The sequence below is a fragment of the Kluyvera georgiana ATCC 51603 genome, from assembly GCF_001654985.1.
Taxonomy (GTDB): domain Bacteria; phylum Pseudomonadota; class Gammaproteobacteria; order Enterobacterales; family Enterobacteriaceae; genus Kluyvera; species Kluyvera georgiana.
This window is the reverse complement of sequence record NZ_LXEU01000043.1, coordinates 85,442-103,954: the sequence shown is the minus strand read 5'-3', so window position 1 is coordinate 103,954 and position 18,513 is coordinate 85,442. Positions and strand designations below refer to the sequence as shown.

Sequence of the window (18,513 nt, the reverse complement as noted above, 5' to 3'; positions counted from 1 at the left end):
ATCAGGCAATCGCCTTTAGCTTGATAACGCCATCGCACAAGCACGCTCATTTTTTATCCTTTCGTGTTATTTAAATAAAAAAAGCCGGGTTTCCCCGGCTTTTTTTGCACTCACGATATTACTTCGCGATGCCCAGCGTGTCTTGCAGCCACGCTTTGAAGTCTTCACCCAGCGTATTATGGCGAATACCGTATTCGACAAATGCCTGCATATACCCCAGCTTATTACCACAATCATGGCTTTTGCCCTTCATATGGTACGCTTCCACGGTCTCTTTTTCGATCAGCATATCGATAGCATCAGTCAGTTGAATCTCGTCGCCTGCGCCTGGAGGTGTTTTCGCCAGCAGCGGCCAAATTTCCGCGCTCAGAACATAGCGACCGACTACCGCAAGGTTAGACGGTGCAACGTCGGCTTTTGGTTTCTCAACCACGCCAACCATCGGCACGCTGTCGCCTGGATTCAGGGGCGCGCCTTTGCAATCCACTACGCCGTAGGCGGTAACGTCAGCAACCGGCTCAACCATGATCTGGCTTGCGCCCGTTTCGTCAAAGCGCGCAATCATCTCAGCCAGGTTATCGCGGCTCAGGTCGGATTCATATTCATCAAGAATAACGTCCGGCAGGATGACGGCGACAGGTTCATCGCCAACGACAGGATGTGCGCACAGCACCGCGTGGCCCAGGCCTTTTGCCAACCCCTGACGTACTTGCATAATCGTGACGTGTGGCGGGCAAATAGACTGCACTTCTTCCAGAAGCTGACGTTTTACACGCTTCTCCAGCATGGCTTCAAGCTCAAAGCTGGTGTCGAAATGGTTTTCAATAGAATTCTTGGAAGAATGGGTAACCAGTACAATTTCGGTGATACCAGCTGCGATACACTCGTTCACGACATACTGAATTAAAGGCTTATCTACCAGCGGCAACATTTCCTTAGGAATTGCTTTGGTAGCAGGCAACATCCTTGTACCTAATCCGGCAACCGGGATAACAGCCTTTCTTACTTTCGAACTTAGGGCAGCCATTCAAATCTCCTGAACTGTTCAAACTTTGAACTTGCTCGTTAATTAATAACGCGTCGAGTATATCATCACAACCTACTGAGGCTGCTCTGAAAAGGACGCGATGACCTCGAATTAAGATTTATACTCGAAAGCCCGGCTGAAGGAGGAGCGCTGCCCATATACTTCGTGCTGACATTAAACTCCGCCGCCGAAGATAACGGGTCCGTTCAACGCACCAGCACGCTGAAGTATGACGAGTATATCCACATCAATTTTCCAGATAGTAGCACCACGGCAGAAAAGCCGTTAAAGCTATCCCTGTAAAAAAATGCGTTTGCTCATTCCGCAGACAACATTAAGCGTAAACGGCCACCATTTCCCCAAATCTGACACTGCCACGAAGTACAGCGCTGGCTTATTTGGTTGAGATAAGCATTACCCAACGTACCCAGCGGTACGCCATTGCTTATTTGTATTTGATGTTCGCCGGTATTTAATGTGCCGTTTAAGCCAGCGGATACCAGGATGAGATTTTTTAACCCGCTATGATAATAACCCACAAGCAGCGGGAACTGACCGGGAAGATCTGCCTGACGCAAAAGCTGATTGACCTGCTTTAGCAAACTCCCTAATTCTGGTAGTCGCTGGCCTTGATGCGCCAACTGTTCTTGCAGGAGACCATTAAATAGCACGCGTAATAATAACGCCGCCAGAACCCCATTATCGCCCGCACGGGTAACATCCAGGCAATAAAATGCCAAATCGTGCTCAGAAAGCGGCGCAATATCCAAAACCAGACCAGGCGCATCGACCGCCATCAGCTGACGATAATTTATCCGGCAGTGCGATATTTTTTGCTGAACCGGCGGCTGCAACTCTTGTAAAAGTTTTGCCGCCGCTGCGGGGTTGCTCACTAGCGCATCCCAGTCTTCAAATAGCCGCTCTTCTTCCTCCACCCGGGAATTAAACATATTGGGGTACAGGCAGGCCAATACGGTTTCCCGCAGACGATTCAAATCCTTAACCGGTTTTAATAACACGTCCTGAACGCCAAGACGCAGCGCTTTGGCTATATCGGCCATATTTTCGGTCGCGGAAATGATAAGAATAGGTAGCGCATCACCGGCATTGCGTAGGTGCTCTACCAGCTGCAAGCCGTTCATGCGCGGCATTGCCAGGTCACAGATCATCAGATCGGGCCTTTGGCTTTCCAACTGCGAAAGCGCATCAATGCCGTCCTGAGCCAGTAGCGTGCGTGCGCCGAGCGACGAAAGCCATGAATCCATAAGTGAGCGGAAAACCGGTTCGTCTTCGACAATCAAAATCTGTTTTCCCGCCAACGGCTGCGTCATGATGTCTCCCCTGCCCGACGATATCTAAATAGTGGCATGCTATTGTGATAATCGCCTTTCAGAATTTGCTGAAGTAGTCGAAAAAAATGCCTTAAGTCGAACTCTGTACCAAAGGCAGTAGCTCATCTGTCTTTTTTTCAACCGCTTGTTGACCCGCGGCTATTGCAGATGAAGCTCGATGAAAATCCAGAGTTGAAATCTGGGGACAAAACGGCTGTAACAGAATGTCCGGCGGGTCACCCGCCATGCGGTTACGTTTGAGCCGATTTTCCAGCACCTGGATTGAGGTTGTCATAATTTCCATTGCTGTGGGCGCAACCACCGACCGGCGAGAAGCAACGCGCCCTAACCGGGAGCGCAGGCGCTCATGCCATGATAGCTCATCTGGCGATTCATTCATCTCTACATCGGGCTGAATATTGACGGACAGGAGATCCTGCTGCATAAGGTGTGCGTCATGTTGCAAATCGACCGCAATAACGATATCGGCCCCCAACGCACGTGTTAGCGAAACCGGTACCGGGTTGACTACCGCGCCATCCACTAACCAGTAACCGTTATGCTGCACCGGCGCCATCAGCCCTGGAATACTGCACGAAGCTCGAACCGCCATATGCAAATCGCCTTCGGTAAACCACAGCTCACGACCGGTGCTTAGGTTCGTCGCCACCGCCGCAAAACGACGCTCACACTGTTCGATCGTGTCGTTCGGCATAATCTGCCGATAGTGATTAAAGACGCGCTCGCCGCGAAGCAGGCCGCCCCGCCGCCATGATAAATCCATCAGACGTAGCACGTCCCAGTAGCTGAATGAACAGACCCACTTTTCCAGCGCCGGGAGATGATTGCTGGCGTAAGCCGCCCCTACCAGCGAACCAATGGAACATCCGGCAACGATATCAATCTCTATTCCCATTTTCTGCAGCGCTTTAATCACGCCAATATGCGACCAGCCCCGCGCCGCCCCTGAACCTAACGCCAGGCCAATTTTAATCTTTCTCATTGTTACCGATAAACATCCTCTTGCTTCTGGCGTGGCATCATCTCCATCGCTCGGTTACCATAGTGCTATCGGGCGTAACGTCGCCGTTAATTTATCGCTTCAGGGAGATCTCTTTGTCTGAACTTTGCCCCTGTGGGAGCGCTCTCGAGTATAGCTTATGTTGCCAGCGTTATCTGTCGGGCAACGAAGTCGCACCGAGCCCATCACACCTTATGCGCTCACGCTATTGCGCCTTCGTGAAGAAGGATGCAGATTATCTGGTGAAAACCTGGCATCCCACATGTCAGGCTGGCGCGTTTCGCGATGAAATCCATAGCGGTTTTGCTCATACCGAATGGCTAGGGCTGACCGTTTTCGCTGCCGAAGATGGCCGCCACGAGAATGAAGGTTTTGTCAGCTTCGTCGCTCGTTTCCGTGAACATAACAAGAATGGCGCCATCATTGAGCGTTCACGATTCTTAAATGAAAACGGTCAGTGGTACTATATCGACGGTACGCGGCCAGTGATTGGCAGAAACGATCCCTGCCCTTGCGGTTCAGGGAAAAAATTTAAAAAATGCTGCGGGCAGTAAACGCCCGACAACAGCTTCGCAAACATTATCAACAGGATTTACCCGGCAATGCATTCCATCCAACGAAAAGTTCTACGCACCATCTGTCCTGACCAGAAAGGCCTGATCGCGCGCATCACCAACATCTGCTACAAACACGAGCTGAACATCGTGCAGAATAACGAATTTGTCGATCACCGCACCGGGCGTTTCTTTATGCGTACCGAACTGGAAGGCATCTTCAACGACTCTACCCTGCTTGCAGATTTAGACAGCGCGCTGCCGGAAGGTTCCGTACGTGAGCTTAACCCTGCGGGCCGCCGCCGTATCGTCATTCTGGTCACAAAAGAAGCCCACTGTCTGGGCGACCTGCTGATGAAAGCTAACTACGGTGGACTGGACGTTGAAATTGCCGCCGTCATCGGGAACCACGAAACGCTGCGTTCGCTGGTTGAACGCTTTGGTATTCCGTTCCAGCTGGTCAGTCATGAAGGTCTGGCACGTGAAGAACATGACCAGCAGATGGCCGATGCCATTGAAGCCCACCAGCCGGATTATGTCGTCCTCGCCAAATACATGCGCGTGCTGACACCGGAATTTGTCGCTCGCTTCCCGAATAAAATCATCAATATTCACCACTCGTTCCTGCCCGCATTTATCGGCGCGCGTCCGTACCATCAGGCCTATGAGCGCGGCGTGAAAATTGTCGGCGCGACCGCTCACTACGTGAACGATAACCTGGATGAAGGCCCGATCATCATGCAGGACGTTATCCACGTCGACCACACCTACACGGCAGAAGATATGATGCGAGCCGGACGTGACGTGGAGAAAAACGTATTGAGCCGCGCGCTGTATCAGGTGCTGGCGCAGCGTGTTTTCGTTTACGGTAATCGCACGATTATTCTTTAATCGTTAGCGAAATGAATTGATTAGCTTTAACCCGGTGCGGATAAAAAGCAGGCAAACAGTTCATTTTCGATAAACGAATGCTTTACAGCGGCGCGTCATTTGATATGATGCGCCCCGCTTCCCGAGAAGGAAGCAGGCCAGTAAAACCAAGCATTACCCCAGTGGTGGGGTTCCCGAGCGGCCAAAGGGAGCAGACTGTAAATCTGCCGTCATCGACTTCGAAGGTTCGAATCCTTCCCCCACCACCATTATTCACTACAGTAATGTAGTAAACTCGATGAGCAATGCAGAAGTTTGCGCTTGTCGGGGAAGGGTGAGAACCTTCGATTAAGGTTCGGTTCGAGCGAATGCGAGAGAACGTTGCCGACGGCAACGGCCCGTAGGGTGAGGAGCGAAGCGACAAATAATCCTTCCCCCGCCCCATCTTCAAGCTTTACCTACAATTTGAATTACCCCAGTGGTGGGGTTCCCGAGCGGCCAAAGGGAGCAGACTGTAAATCTGCCGTCATCGACTTCGAAGGTTCGAATCCTTCCCCCACCACCATCACTTCCTGATAACTCCCGCTTTAATCAAAACGTTGAAATTTTATATCTTACCCATGCGGGAAGGATGAGAAGCTTCGACTAAGGTTCGATTCGAGCGCTAGCGAGAAAGCGTTGCCGCAGGCAATGACCCGAAGGGCGAAGCGCATCGCGCTGAGTAATCCTTCCCCACGCTCCTCTTTTCTTAGTCATACCCCATTAAATATCCAAATCTACCTTAGTTATCTCTGTGAGTTTTCTAACTCTATTTTAAATCTCTGCCCTATATATCCCGGCGGCGCTGCGCTTGGCCGGGCTACAAATACGTACCAGCCCTGTAGCCCGGCCAAGCGCAGCGCCGCCGGGGAACAGACCGCACAAACAAAAAACCCCGCCGAAGCGGGGTTTAGCGCGTCACTGCACCGTATTAATGGCGCGCACGAACAATCTGATACTTGCGGGTCAGATACTCGACCGGCACGCTCCAGATATGTACCAGACGCGAGAAGGGGAACAGCAGGAACAGCGTCATCCCTAGTACCAGGTGCATACGGAAGATAAAGGCTACACCGTCCAGATGTGCGGATGCACCACCATGGAAGGTCACAACAGACTGCGCCCAACCGACCAGTTTCATCATCTCGCTACCATCCATATGCTGGGCAGAGAACGGAATCGTCAGCAGGCCCAGCGCACACTGGATAACCAGCACGGAGAGCACCAGAATATCGGCACCGGTCGTAGTCGCACGTACGCGTGGGCTAAACAGACGGCGCTTAAGCAACAACACACCGCCAACAAGGCACATCAAACCCGCCGCGCCACCGCCAAACATCGCCATCTTCTGTTTCACTTCCAGCGGCAGCCACGCTTCATACATCCAGTGTGGCGTCAGCATGCCCAGGAAGTGGCCAGCAAATACCCCCAGAATCCCGATATGGAACAGGTTTGAGGCCAGGTTCATCCCTTTGCGATCCAGCATCTGGCTGGAAGCGGCGCGCCAGGTGTACTGCCCGTAGTCGTAGCGCAGCCAACTGCCAATCAGGAAGACAGAACCCGCAATGTACGGATAAATGTCAAAGAAGAACATATTCAGGAAGTGCATTATTGCTGTCCTCCGTTAGAGATATTCAAATATTGCGGGGCCACGGCTCCGGCAAAACGACGCTGATGATTGGCGATTTCCGAATCACCACAGCCCTGGTCGGCAAAGAATTTCACCTGCTCTTCTTCCCATACCGCATCCAGCGCCTGTGGCGTATCATCGCGGGCTTCGTCGGCAATTTTTTCCGCCACTTTCGCTTCATCTACCGCACTGTTGGCCAGCTTCAACAGCTGTTCGAACAGCACCGCATAGCGGCTCTCACGCTGCTGCAAGCGCGCGCAGAGCAACGCCAGAATCGGCGCGATGTCCTGCAGACCGCCAATCGCTTCGCTCTCTGGCAGTTGTGCCAGATACTCCAGATACAGCGGCAGGTGATCCGGCAGCTCGCGGCTGTCGAGGACCAGGCCATGCTGCTCATACTGATTCAGCAGATCGACCATCGCCTGCCCGCGGTCGCGGGATTCGCCGTGCACGTGTTCGAACAGCAGCAGCGACGTGGCGCGACCACGGTCAAACAGTTCGCTGTAGGCCGCCTGCGCATCCAGCAGATCCTGCGCGGTTAAATCACGCAGGAAGATGCCCAGCGCCTGGGCATCCGCTTTTTCCAGTTTGTCTGATTCAGACAATACGTCGAAGAGTTCACCTTGATGCTGCCCTAAGGCAGCATCCGGGTACTCAAGGAGACGTGAAATCACCACGAGTTCAATCATGCGTGCGGCTCCGTTTTGCTGCTCACATCCACCGAATCGATACGGCGGCTGTTGAACAGGTTGAACTTGCTGTCCGAACCGTGACAACCATCGCCAAAGCTAAAGCCACAACCGTTTTTCTCCGGGAACGCTTCGCGCGCTTGTTCACGGTGACTGCTTGGTACCACGAAACGATCTTCGTAGTTGGCAATCGCCAGATAGCGGTACATTTCCTGTGCCTGTGCTTCGGTCAGCCCCACCTCTTCCAGCGCACGGGTATCAATCACACCGTCAACGGTCTCGGTGCGTTTGAAGTGACGCATCGCCAGCATACGTTTCAGCGCCAGCACCACCGGCTGAGTGTCCCCTGCGGTCAGCAGGTTCGCCAGATACTGAACCGGGATACGCAGACTTTCGACGTCTGGCAGGATACCGTTACTGCCCAGCTCGCCCGCATCGGCAGCGGACTGAATCGGTGACAGCGGCGGCACGTACCAGACCATCGGCAGCGTGCGGTATTCCGGGTGCAGCGGCAGCGCCAGCTTCCAGTCCATCGCCATTTTGTAAACCGGCGATTTCTGCGCTGCATCAATCACGCTCAGCGGGATGCCGTCTTTCTGCGCCTGCTCGATAACCTTCGGATCGTGCGGATCGAGGAATACGTCCAGCTGACGCTGATACAGGTCTTTCTCGTTCTCGGTGCTTGCTGCGGTTTCAATCGCATCCGCGTCATACAGCAGCACGCCGAGGTAACGAATACGGCCTACACAGGTTTCTGAACACACGGTCGGCTGACCCGCTTCAATACGCGGATAGCAGAAGATGCATTTTTCAGACTTGCCGCTCTTCCAGTTGAAGTAGATTTTTTTGTACGGGCAGCCGGTGATGCACATACGCCAGCCGCGGCACTTGTCCTGGTCGATCAGCACGATACCGTCTTCTTCACGCTTGTAGATAGCACCGCTCGGGCAGGTTGCCACGCACGCCGGGTTGAGACAGTGTTCGCACAGGCGCGGCAGGTACATCATGAAGGTGTTTTCGAACTGGCCGTACATCGCCTTCTGCATGTTTTCGAAGTTCTTGTCTTTCGACAGCTTCTCAAACTCACCGCCGAGGTCGTCTTCCCAGTTCGGACCTTTGGTGATTTTGTCCATGCGCTTGCCGGTAATCAGCGAGCGCGGACGTGCAATCGGCTGCGCCTTGCTATCCGCCGGCGCGTTGTGCAGCGTCTGGTAGTCAAAATCAAACGGCTCGTAATAATCATCCAGCCCCGGAAGATGCGGGTTGGCAAAGATTTTACCCAGCAGCAGCGCTTTGTTACCCATGCGCGGCACCAGCTTGCCGTTGATCTTACGGATCCAACCGCCTTTGTATTTTTCCTGGTTTTCCCAGTCGGTCGGGAAACCGGTGCCCGGCTTGGTTTCAACGTTGTTGAACCACGCGTACTCGGTCCCTTCACGGCTGGTCCAGACGTTCTTACAGGTGACTGAGCAGGTATGACAGCCGATGCATTTGTCGAGATTCAGCACCATGCCGACTTGTGAACGAATTTTCATTTTACGCTCTCCTGTACCTGGTCATTGCCTTCGCCGTCCAGCCAGTTAATGTTCTTCATCTTACGTACCACTACAAACTCATCACGGTTTGAACCTACGGTGCCGTAATAGTTAAAGCCGTAGGCCAGGTGCGCATAGCCGCCGATCATATGGGTCGGTTTCGGCGTAATGCGGGTCACCGAGTTATGGATACCGCCGCGCTGACCGGTAATTTCTGAACCCGGCAGGTTCACGATACGTTCCTGCGCGTGGTACATCATGGTCATCCCGGCCGGTACACGCTGGCTCACAACCGCACGTGCAGTCAGCGCGCCGTTGTTGTTGAAGACTTCAATCCAGTCGTTGTCTTCAATACCGATCTCTTTGGCATCTTCTTCACTCATCCACACCACCGGGCCACCGCGACCTAAGGTCAGCATCAGCAGGTTGTCGCTGTAGGTGGAGTGAATGCCCCATTTTTGGTGCGGCGTCAGGAAGTTCAGCGCCTTCTCTGGATAGCCGTTGGATTTTTTACCCATCACCTCTTTCACCGAACGGGTGTCGATTGGTGGACGGTAAACCAGCAGGCTCTCACCGAAGTCACGCATCCACTGGTGGTCCTGATACAGGGACTGACGACCAGACAGCGTACGCCATGGAATCAGCTCGTGAACGTTGGTATAGCCAGCGTTGTAAGAGACGTGTTCGTCTTCCAGGCCGGACCAGGTCGGGCTGGAGATAATCTTGCGCGGCTGCGCCTGAATATCACGGAAGCGAATTTTCTCGTCTTCTTTATTGAGCGCCAGGTGCGTGTGATCGCGACCGGTAAACTCGCTGAGCGCTGCCCAGGCCTTCACCGCCACCTGACCGTTGGTTTCCGGCGCCAGGGTGAGGATCATCTCCGCCGCATCAATCGCCGTATCCAGCATCGGCTGGCCTTTCGCCGGGCCTTCTGCCTTGGTGTAGTTAAGCTTACGCAGCAGATCCATTTCGCTCTGGGTGTTCCAGGCAATCCCTTTCCCGCCGTTACCGATTTTTTCCATCAATGGACCGATGGAGGTAAAGCGTTCATAGGTTGCCGGGTAATCACGTTCGACCGGGATAATGTGCGGCGCGGTTTTACCCGGGATCAGGTCGCATTCGCCTTTTTTCCAGTCCTTCACGTCTAACGGCTGCGCCAGTTCGGCGGCGGAGTCGTGCTGGATTGGCAGGGTAACCACGTCGGTTTCTTTGCCGAGGTGACCTATACACACTTCAGAGAATTTCTTCGCGATGCCTTTGTAGATTTCCCAGTCGCTTTTCGATTCCCAGGCCGGGTCAACGGCGGCAGACAGCGGGTGAATAAACGGATGCATATCCGAAGTATTCATGTCGTCTTTTTCATACCAGGTCGCGGTAGGCAGCACGATGTCGGAGTACAGACAAGTGCTCGACAGGCGGAAGTCCAGCGTCACCACCAGATCCAGCTTGCCGTCAAGACCATTGTCCTGCCACTCCACTTCTTCCGGCTTCACGCCGCCCTGCTTGCCGAGATCCAGCCCCTGAATACCGTGCTCGGTACCCAGCAGGTACTTCAGCATGTATTCGTGGCCTTTACCGGAGGAACCCAACAGGTTAGAACGCCAGATAAACAGGTTGCGCGGGTGGTTCTTACCGTTTTCCGGCTGTTCTGCGGCAAAGCGGATAGAACCTTCTTTCAACGCCTTCACGGTGTAGTCAACCGGGGTCATCCCCGCCTTCTTCGCGTCATCGGCGATACGCAGCGGGTTAGTACCTAACTGCGGTGCAGACGGCAGCCAGCCCATGCGTTCAGCACGCACGTTGAAGTCCAGCAGGTGCCCGGTATAGCGAGACTTATCCGCCAGCGGTGACAGCAGTTCCTGCGCGGTAACCGACTCATAGCGCCATTGGCTGGAGTGGTTATAGAAGTAGGAGGTGCTGTTCATGTGACGTGCCGGACGCTGCCAATCAAGGGCAAACGCCAGCGGCTGCCAGCCGGTCTGCGGACGCAGTTTTTCCTGGCCCACATAGTGTGCCCAGCCGCCGCCGCTCTGGCCGACGCAGCCGCAGAACACCAGCATGTTGATCAGGCCGCGATAGTTCATATCGAGGTGATACCAGTGGTTCAGACCCGCACCGACGATGATCATCGAACGACCGTGCGTTTTATCGGCGTTATCGGCGAACTCACGCGCGATACGGACGATCTGCGCGCTGGAAACGCCGGTGATTTTCTCCGCCCACGCCGGGGTGTACGCTTTAATATCTTCGTAGCTGGTTGCGCAGTTTTCATCGTTCAGACCGCGTTCCAGGCCGTAGTTCGCCATGGTCAGGTCATAAACAGTGGTCACCAGCGCGGTACTGCCGTCTGCCAGCTGCAGGCGTTTCACCGGCAGTTTGTGCAGCAGAATGTTTTCCAGTTCAACGCTGGCGAAGTGTTCGGTGCCGTCGCCGCCAAAGTACGGGAAGCCAACCTGCGCCACGTCATCATGGCTGCCCAGCAGGCTGAGGCGCAGTTCAACCTCTTCGCCGGTTTTGCCGTCGCGCTGTTCGAGGTTCCACTTACCTTTATCACCCCAGCGGTAACCGATAGAGCCGTTTGGCGCAATCATTTCACCTTTTTCATCAAAGGCGACGGTTTTCCATTCCGGATGTTCTTCCTGACCCAGGCCGTCCACCAGATCCGCTGCACGCAGCATGCGGCCCGCGGCGTAGAAGCCATCACGCTCTTCCAGCATCACCAGCATTGGCATGTCGGTGTAGCGGCGAACGTAATCGGTGAAGTACTGGCTCGGCTTGTCGAGGTGGAATTCACGCAGCATCACGTGGCCCATCGCCAGCGCCATCGCCGCATCGGTACCCTGCTTCGGTGCTAACCACAGGTCGCACAGCTTGGCGATTTCAGCGTAGTCCGGGGTAATAGCGACGGTTTTGGTGCCTTTATAGCGAACTTCAGTGAAGAAGTGCGCGTCCGGAGTACGCGTTTGCGGAACGTTGGAACCCCAGGCGAGAATGTAGCTGGAGTTGTACCAGTCGGCGGATTCCGGTACGTCAGTCTGCTCGCCCCAGGTCTGCGGAGAGGCAGGCGGCAGGTCACAGTACCAGTCGTAGAAGCTCAGGCAGGTGCCGCCAATCAGGGAGAGATAGCGGGCGCCGGAAGCGTAGGAGACCATCGACATTGCCGGGATCGGCGAGAAGCCAGCTACACGGTCCGGGCCGTAGGTTTTCACGGTGTAAACGTTAGATGCGGCAATCAGCTCGTTCACTTCCTGCCAGGAGGAGCGTACGAAGCCGCCGCGGCCGCGCGCTTGTTTGAAGCTTTTCGCTTTGTCGGCATCTTCAATAATGGATGCCCAGGCATCAACCGGATCGCTGTGCAGCGTTTTCGCTTCACGCCACATTTTCATCAGGCGTTTACGCATCAGCGGATATTTCAGACGGTTGGCGCTATAGAGGTACCAGGAATAGCTCGCCCCACGCGGACAGCCGCGAGGTTCGTGATTTGGCAGATCCGGACGGGTACGCGGATAGTCAGTCTGCTGGGTTTCCCAGGTAACCAGACCGTTTTTTACGTAGATTTTCCAGCTGCAGGAACCGGTGCAGTTTACGCCGTGCGTAGAACGAACGACTTTGTCATGCTGCCAGCGGCTTCGGTATCCATCTTCCCAATCCCGGTTGGTATTTAGAATCTGTCCGTGCCCATCGGCAAATGTTTCACCCTTTTGTTTAAAGTAGCGAAACCGGTCCAGGAATTTACTCATCGGGTCTCTCCTGTTTGGAGCCTGACGGCTCTCTGATAAATCGACATTGCTGAATTTGCAGCGAAGTTAACGCGCTGAAAGATGGAGGGAATTGATAACGATCAAGGCGGACAGGCTTAACAATTGCGGCCAAAAAGTCACATACCACCAAAGTGGTATGCATTTTTATTTTATAATACACTGTAAAATAAGAAATTTTTCTAAATGAATAATGTTTCAGCCTGTAAAAAATTGGTCATCTGGTATTAAGGGGTAGAGTCCTCTTCCCCTCCTGCTAAGCCCACTTTGGCACGCGGCTAAAATTGGCGTAACACCAACAGTATGTTGTAACTAACCTGAGGCGTAATAAAGGCGCGAAAACTCGCGCCTTTATTTTTATATAACGTTAAACGTTATTTTTTGGCTTTGCGACCATATACTGCCCAGGTCACCACCACGCAGACAATATAGAACACGAGGAACACTTTCATCGCGCCAGCCGGTGAACCGGTTAAATCCAGCGAGGTACCGAACGCTTTCGGAATAAAGAAGCCGCCGATAGCGCCAATCGCTGAAATAAAGCCCAGCGCTGCCGCCGTATCGGTGGCCGCTTCGCGCATCGCTTTCTCGTCAGAACCGCCCTCTGCTTTCACGCGATCCATCGTCAGCTTACGGAAGATAACGGAAATCATCTGGAAGGTAGAACCGCTACCCAGACCGGCCGTCAGGAACAGCGCCAGGAAGACCACGTAGAAAGCGATGAAGTTCCCCCCCTCGCCGTTGGTTGGCAGGGTCATGAACAGCAGCGCGCTAAATACCGCCATCAGGATAAAGTTAATCAGCGTTACGCGAGTCCCGCCCAGACGGTCGGAGATAGCCCCGCCCGCAGAACGCGCCAGCGCGCCGATAAACGGCCCGAAGAAGGCGTAATGCAGAATCGGGATATCCGGGAACTGGGTTTTTGACAGCATGGCAAAACCGGCGGAGAAACCGATAAACGAGCCGAAAGTCGCCAGGTATAGCAGGCTCATGATCCACAGGTGACCACGTTTCAGCACCGGAAGCTGCTCTTTCAGCGATGCTTTAGAGGTTGCCAGCTCGTTCATACCAAACCAGGCCGCAAGAGTGAAGATGGCCAGGAACGGTACCCAGATCCACGCCGCATTCGCCAGGAAGAGCTCAGAGCCGTCCGGCTGCTGTACGCCCTGGCTACCGAAGGCGGCAAAGATAGACAGCGAAATCGCCAGTGGAGCCACCAGTTGCATGACGCTCACGCCCATGTTACCCAGCCCGCCGTTCAGGCCCAGTGCGCCGCCCTGCTTCTGTTTCGGGAAGAAGAAGCTAATGTTAGCCATGCTGGAAGCGAAGTTTGCGCCCGCAAAGCCGCACAGTAGAGAGATGATGATAAAGATACTAAACGGCGTAGAGATATCCTGCACCGCAAAACCGAGCCATACGCATGGAATGATTAAGATCCCGGTGCTGAACGCCGTCCAGCGACGGCCACCAAACATCGGCACCATGAAGGAATACGGAACGCGTAGCAGCGCCCCTGACACAGACGGCAGCGCCGTCAGCATGAACAGTTGGTCGGTCGTAAACTGGAAGCCCACTTTTGGTAAATTGACCGCAACGGCGCTGAACAGCATCCATACGCAGAAAGCCAGCAGCAGGCACGGTACTGAAATCCACAGGTTCCGGCTTGCGACGCGATGGCCGCGTTCCTGCCAGAATGCCGGATCTTCCGGACGCCAGTCGGTAATGACAGCGCCGGTTGCCCTTTCGGGGGCAGTGGAGTGACTCATAGACACCTCTGATTATTAATATCAACCCTCGCCACATTAGGGTTTACACCGCGAGGTAAGTTGATATAAATCAAAGGAAAAGTTGGCCGTGGAATGGGCAAAAAAACAGCATCATCCTTAGGGAGTAGTCTTTCTTGCCTAAAAAAACCTGTTTTATCACGTGGCTGTTACGTTGCTACCCCTCTACCCCCGACTCCCTGACCATTCTGGAAATAAAGGGGTAACTCTTTATGGGTATGGGTATACTCCAGGCGATAGCCGAAAATAACGCCACTCGCCGGAGAGTTTTCCGCCAGGAGCCGTATCGCACCATGTTTAGACGTTTTTTTACACCACTCACGCTGGTGAATCAACTGGCCCTCATCGTCCTGCTGTCTACCCTCATCGGGGTGGCGAGCATGATGATTTCCGCACGCCTGGTCAACGGCGTCCAGGGCAGCGCGCACGCTATTAACCAGGCGGGCTCACTGCGCATGCAGAGCTACCGCCTGCTGGCAGCCATTCCGGTACAAGAGAGCGACCAGCCATTGTTTGATGAAATGCAGAAAACCGTGTTCAGCCCGGAACTGCAGCTGGCAGCCGAACGCGATGGTCAGGTGCCGCAGCTCAAAGCATTGCAGCAATACTGGCTTACGCATCTGGCCCCCGATATTCGCGGCGCCAGCAATCAGAATGAAGTCCAGAGCGATGTTTCCGGCTTCGTAAACCGAATTAACCAACTGGTGACCGTCTTCGACCATACTACGGAAGAGCGCATCTCCCACGTGGTATGGATGCACCGCCTGATGGCCTTCTTCATGGCGCTGCTGTTTCTCTTTACCGTGTTCTGGCTGCGCACCCGCCTGCTGCACCCGTGGCGTCAGTTGCTGCGCATGGCGGAAGCCATTAGCCATCGCGACTTCACCTACCGTGCGCAAATCAGCGGACGCAACGAGATGGCGACGCTGGGCATGGCGTTAAACAATATGTCCGCAGAATTAGCGGAAAGCTACGCCTCGCTGGAACGCCGGGTGCAGGAAAAAACGGCGGGCCTGGAACAAAAGAACGCCATTCTCTCCTTCCTGTGGCAAGCCAATCGTCGTTTGCACTCGAACGCACCGCTGTGCGAGCGCATCTCGCCGGTATTGAACGGGCTGCAGGAACTGACGCCGCTGCGCGAAATTGAAGTGCGGGTCTACGACACCGAAGACGAAGAAAACCATCAGGAATTTAGCTGCCATTCAGGCTGGGAATGCGATGATAAAGGCTGCTACCTCTGCCCACGCGATGTCGACATGTCGGCGGTGGAGGGCGCTACGCTGAAATGGCGTCTTACCGACCCGCGTAACCAGTACGGCATCCTGCTGGCGACACTGCCCCACGGGCGCGAGCTGAGTCACGATCAGCAGCAACTGGTCGACACGCTGCTGGAACAGTTAACCTCGACGCTAGCGCTGGATAAACAGCTCGAGCGCCAGCAGCAGTTGATCGTCATGGAAGAGCGTGCCACCATTGCCCGCGAGCTGCATGACTCCATCGCCCAGTCGCTCTCGTGCATGAAAATGCAGGTCAGCTGTCTGCAGATGATGCAGAACGAGCAGTCGTCCCCGGAAAGTCGTGAACTGCTGGGTCAGGTGCGCAACGAGCTAAACACCTCGTGGGCGCAGCTGCGCGAGCTGCTGACCACCTTCCGCCTGAAGTTGACCGAGTCGGGCCTGCGCCCGGCGCTGGAAGGCAGCTGTCTGGAGTACAGTAGCCACTTTGGTTTTCCGGTGCAGCTGGATTACCAGTTGCCGCCACGCTATGTACCGTCGCATCAGGCGATCCACGTGCTGCAAATCGCCCGTGAAGCGCTCAGCAACGCGCTGAAGCACTCCCAGGCCACGGAAGTCAAAGTGACCGTTACCCAGCAGGGTAACCAGGTCAAACTGGTGGTGGCGGATAACGGCTGCGGCGTGCCGCAGCACGCTGAACGCAGCAACCATTATGGTCTTATTATTATGCGCGACCGCGCACAGAGCCTGCGTGGCGATTGCCAGGTTCGTCGTCGCGAAAGCGGCGGTACTGAAGTCGTGGTCTCGTTTATCCCCGAAAAATCGCTTTCAACCTTCCAAGGAGAAATCCATGAGTAATCAGGAACGGGCTACCATCCTGCTAATTGACGATCATCCGATGCTGCGCACCGGCGTAAAACAGCTGGTCAGTATGGCATCGGATATTCAGGTCGTGGGCGAAGCCAGCAATGGCGAGCAAGGCATTGAGCTGGCGGAAACGCTCGACCCGGATCTGATTTTACTGGATCTCAACATGCCCGGTATGAACGGTCTGGAAACCCTCGACAAGCTGCGCGAGAAATCGCTCTCTGGCCGCGTGGTCGTTTTCAGCGTCTCCAACCATGAAGAAGATGTTGTTACCGCCCTGAAACGCGGCGCAGACGGCTATCTGCTGAAAGATATGGAACCGGAAGATCTGCTGAAAGCCCTGCAGCAGGCTGCCGCAGGCGAAATGGTGCTGAGCGAAGCGTTAACCCCGGTTCTCGCAGCCAGCCTGCGCGCTAACCGCGCAACATCGGATCGCGATATCAACCAGTTAACGCCGCGCGAGCGCGATATCCTGAAGCTGATCGCGCAAGGTCTGCCGAATAAGATGATCGCGCGTCGTCTGGACATCACCGAAAGCACCGTCAAGGTACACGTGAAGCATATGCTGAAGAAAATGAAGCTGAAGTCTCGCGTCGAAGCCGCGGTCTGGGTCCATCAGGAACGTATTTTCTGATTATCCGCCACTTAATTGTCGTGACAGGTCCTGTCACGCACAATTAAGGCATCATGCTCGACCAACCGTTTTCCATCGGCGTAAAGCTGACGACCGGTTCGGTCAACGCCAACGTGATCTCATTAGAGGTGACGCGCTGCCCTTTCTTATCTTCCACAACGACCGACAGATGCCAGGTATTGCTGGCGCCCTGCGTGTAATCCCACGCGGGCATAATGATACTCCACCCGTCGGTGCTGTTATTTGACGCTGGCGGCGTCAGGCTGAGCGCGGTGGTATCGCCTTGCCAGGTTAGCGACTTCACGCCGTACTCATCGTGCACCTGGAGTTTCAGCTCGACCGTTTCGTAGCTGGTCAGGTTCCAGGGTGGCGTGGCCAGATACACCGTCAGGCTCTTACGCTGACGATACTCCATTACCGGCAAACTATTGCGCTCTGGCGCGTCATAGCGGCTGCCTCGCAGAGTGCGAGTTTGCGCGACTTCATCAGCCGCCAGCTGCTTCTTCAACGGCACACCGAAACGGAAATTGACCTTCATGCCGAGATTATTTTGATTCACCCCACTCTCTCCCTGCTTGTGCTGAGCGCTGAAAGTGAGGAGCGGAATGGGGGTATAGTTAAGGCCAAGCGAAACCGCGACCGGGTTATGATAACCGGTGCCGCTGCGGAATAAATCGACGCTATCGCCGAAGTACTGTTCCACACTCAGGCTGGTATTAATGTGGTTCCAGGCAGGAATCCAGGCCTGCGCGGTCACGTCGTAGCCACGCGCCATACGCTGTTGTAGCGTCGTACCGCTGTTTTCCCAGTCATGAAGCGGATGGTAGTAGTTGGCAGAAAAACGTAAGTTTTCGCCCCACGCTTCAGCGCCGACTCCGCCGCGATTAATATTAGCGTCGAGCAGGCTATCATAGAAGGTGTTGTATCCCAGCAGCCAGTGTCCGGCGACCCAACGCTGGCCAATTCCCAGGTTTCCTACCAGCCCTTCGTCCTGCTGGGTGAGGCCAAGCTGGCTCCAGGTGAGATAGCGGGTATTATCCTGCAACGGCACGAACCAGCCGCCATGGCTCCCGGTCAGCTTGCCCTCTTTATCAACCAACAGCTGCACGTTGGCATTTCCGTAGGGTGAAAACCAGCTATCCAACTGCTGGTTCATCTGCCCGTTCAGCCGCTCCTGAAGTTGGGTCAACGCGAAGAGTTTCGCCTGCTCACCGGTATCAAGCCCATTATCGGTCATGCTCGCTTCGCCAAAAGACTTCACCATTTCGGCAAACTGCTTTTCGCCATCGTGACTTTCCGGCGCAATACCGAGATCCGGCAGATTATCGAAAGGGTGTTTCGCCTCTTCAATAAAATTCTGCCGCGCCCGCGCGCTGCCGCTGGTCAGCACCAGCAGGACGAGAAATGACGAATAAAAACGCAAAGACAAAACCACAACCTCATAGCCAGCGACAAACCGAGGCCGGAAGTCACCAACCCCAAAGACTTTAGTTTACCCCCTTTACCCCCATCCTTCAGCCTTCGCCCCGCATTCCAGGA

General features: G+C 54.6%; 13 protein-coding genes, 2 tRNA genes and 2 other RNA genes. 8 read left to right on the top strand and 9 right to left on the bottom strand.

From position 1 onward, the window contains the following. Positions 1-118: 118 nt before the first annotated feature. From galU to rssA, 3 genes are all read right to left on the bottom strand, one after another. Positions 119-1,027 carry a UTP--glucose-1-phosphate uridylyltransferase GalU gene (gene galU / locus M989_RS10420; RefSeq protein WP_064545009.1) on the bottom strand — a complete coding sequence of 303 codons (909 nt, stop codon included), beginning with the start codon at positions 1,025-1,027 and terminating at the stop codon, positions 119-121. A gap of 317 nt (positions 1,028-1,344) precedes the next feature. Then, positions 1,345-2,358 carry a two-component system response regulator RssB gene (gene rssB, locus M989_RS10415; RefSeq protein ID WP_064545007.1) on the bottom strand — a complete coding sequence of 338 codons (1,014 nt, stop codon included), beginning with the start codon at positions 2,356-2,358 and terminating at the stop codon, positions 1,345-1,347. Positions 2,359-2,449: 91 nt separating this feature from the next. Then, positions 2,450-3,361, bottom strand: a complete 912-nt coding sequence (rssA, locus tag M989_RS10410; RefSeq protein ID WP_064545005.1) for a patatin-like phospholipase RssA — start codon at positions 3,359-3,361, stop codon at positions 2,450-2,452. A gap of 113 nt (positions 3,362-3,474) precedes the next feature. Between rssA and M989_RS10405 the strand changes: the two genes are divergently transcribed. From M989_RS10405 to M989_RS10380, 6 genes are all read left to right on the top strand, one after another. Continuing rightward, the gene (locus M989_RS10405; RefSeq protein WP_074398767.1) at positions 3,475-3,933 is read left to right on the top strand and encodes a YchJ family protein; all 459 of its coding nucleotides are present in this window, start codon (positions 3,475-3,477) and stop codon (positions 3,931-3,933) included. Between the two features lie 48 nt (positions 3,934-3,981). Next, a complete protein-coding gene (purU, locus tag M989_RS10400) occupies positions 3,982-4,824 on the top strand; it encodes a formyltetrahydrofolate deformylase (protein WP_064545001.1) in 843 nt (280 codons plus the stop codon). 163 nt (positions 4,825-4,987) lie between these two features. After that, positions 4,988-5,072, top strand: a tRNA-Tyr gene (locus tag M989_RS10395). Positions 5,073-5,116: 44 nt separating this feature from the next. After that, a non-coding RNA gene (locus M989_RS10390) (RtT sRNA) lies at positions 5,117-5,248 on the top strand. Positions 5,249-5,283: 35 nt separating this feature from the next. Beyond that, a tRNA-Tyr gene (locus M989_RS10385) sits at positions 5,284-5,368 on the top strand. A gap of 45 nt (positions 5,369-5,413) precedes the next feature. Continuing rightward, a non-coding RNA gene (locus M989_RS10380) (RtT sRNA) lies at positions 5,414-5,545 on the top strand. A 228-nt stretch (positions 5,546-5,773) separates the two neighbouring features. On the opposite strand, the gene narI is transcribed toward M989_RS10380, so the two are convergent. The 5 genes from narI to M989_RS10355 all read right to left on the bottom strand — a co-directional run bounded on the left by narI (position 5,774) and on the right by M989_RS10355 (position 14,220). Continuing rightward, the gene (gene narI, locus M989_RS10375) at positions 5,774-6,451 is read right to left on the bottom strand and encodes a respiratory nitrate reductase subunit gamma (RefSeq protein ID WP_064544999.1); all 678 of its coding nucleotides are present in this window, start codon (positions 6,449-6,451) and stop codon (positions 5,774-5,776) included. After that, positions 6,451-7,161, bottom strand: a complete 711-nt coding sequence (gene narJ / locus M989_RS10370) for a nitrate reductase molybdenum cofactor assembly chaperone (RefSeq protein ID WP_064544997.1) — start codon at positions 7,159-7,161, stop codon at positions 6,451-6,453. Before narJ ends, narI begins: the two co-directional genes overlap by 1 nt. Beyond that, positions 7,158-8,696, bottom strand: coding sequence for a nitrate reductase subunit beta (narH, locus tag M989_RS10365; protein ID WP_064544995.1), 1,539 nt, complete (start codon positions 8,694-8,696; stop codon positions 7,158-7,160). Before narH ends, narJ begins: the two co-directional genes overlap by 4 nt. Beyond that, positions 8,693-12,436, bottom strand: a complete 3,744-nt coding sequence (locus M989_RS10360; protein WP_064544993.1) for a nitrate reductase subunit alpha — start codon at positions 12,434-12,436, stop codon at positions 8,693-8,695. The genes narH and M989_RS10360 overlap by 4 nt, the downstream gene beginning before the upstream one ends. Before the next feature lie 392 nt (positions 12,437-12,828). Further along, positions 12,829-14,220, bottom strand: coding sequence for a NarK family nitrate/nitrite MFS transporter (locus M989_RS10355; RefSeq protein WP_064544991.1), 1,392 nt, complete (start codon positions 14,218-14,220; stop codon positions 12,829-12,831). Positions 14,221-14,531: 311 nt separating this feature from the next. Between M989_RS10355 and narX the strand changes: the two genes are divergently transcribed. Both narX and narL read left to right on the top strand, forming a co-directional pair. Beyond that, a complete protein-coding gene (gene narX / locus M989_RS10350; RefSeq protein ID WP_064544989.1) occupies positions 14,532-16,331 on the top strand; it encodes a nitrate/nitrite two-component system sensor histidine kinase NarX in 1,800 nt (599 codons plus the stop codon). Beyond that, positions 16,324-16,974, top strand: a complete 651-nt coding sequence (narL, locus tag M989_RS10345; RefSeq protein ID WP_035895589.1) for a two-component system response regulator NarL — start codon at positions 16,324-16,326, stop codon at positions 16,972-16,974. The genes narX and narL overlap by 8 nt, the downstream gene beginning before the upstream one ends. Before the next feature lie 43 nt (positions 16,975-17,017). On the opposite strand, the gene M989_RS10340 is transcribed toward narL, so the two are convergent. Next, entirely contained in the window at positions 17,018-18,409 is a 1,392-nt protein-coding gene (locus M989_RS10340) for a YchO/YchP family invasin (RefSeq protein WP_074398766.1), read from the bottom strand. Positions 18,410-18,513 lie beyond the last annotated feature (104 nt).

Coding starts and splice junctions, on each gene's coding strand:
- narX (WP_064544989.1), top strand. CDS start 14,532: ATGTTTAGACGTTTTTTTACACCACTCACGCTGGTGAATCAACTGGCC.
- rssB (WP_064545007.1), bottom strand. CDS start 2,358: ATGACGCAGCCGTTGGCGGGAAAACAGATTTTGATTGTCGAAGACGAA.
- M989_RS10360 (WP_064544993.1), bottom strand. CDS start 12,436: ATGAGTAAATTCCTGGACCGGTTTCGCTACTTTAAACAAAAGGGTGAA.
- narJ (WP_064544997.1), bottom strand. CDS start 7,161: ATGATTGAACTCGTGGTGATTTCACGTCTCCTTGAGTACCCGGATGCT.
- M989_RS10355 (WP_064544991.1), bottom strand. CDS start 14,220: ATGAGTCACTCCACTGCCCCCGAAAGGGCAACCGGCGCTGTCATTACC.
- galU (WP_064545009.1), bottom strand. CDS start 1,027: ATGGCTGCCCTAAGTTCGAAAGTAAGAAAGGCTGTTATCCCGGTTGCC.
- rssA (WP_064545005.1), bottom strand. CDS start 3,361: ATGAGAAAGATTAAAATTGGCCTGGCGTTAGGTTCAGGGGCGGCGCGG.
- narI (WP_064544999.1), bottom strand. CDS start 6,451: ATGCACTTCCTGAATATGTTCTTCTTTGACATTTATCCGTACATTGCG.
- narH (WP_064544995.1), bottom strand. CDS start 8,696: ATGAAAATTCGTTCACAAGTCGGCATGGTGCTGAATCTCGACAAATGC.
- purU (WP_064545001.1), top strand. CDS start 3,982: ATGCATTCCATCCAACGAAAAGTTCTACGCACCATCTGTCCTGACCAG.
- narL (WP_035895589.1), top strand. CDS start 16,324: ATGAGTAATCAGGAACGGGCTACCATCCTGCTAATTGACGATCATCCG.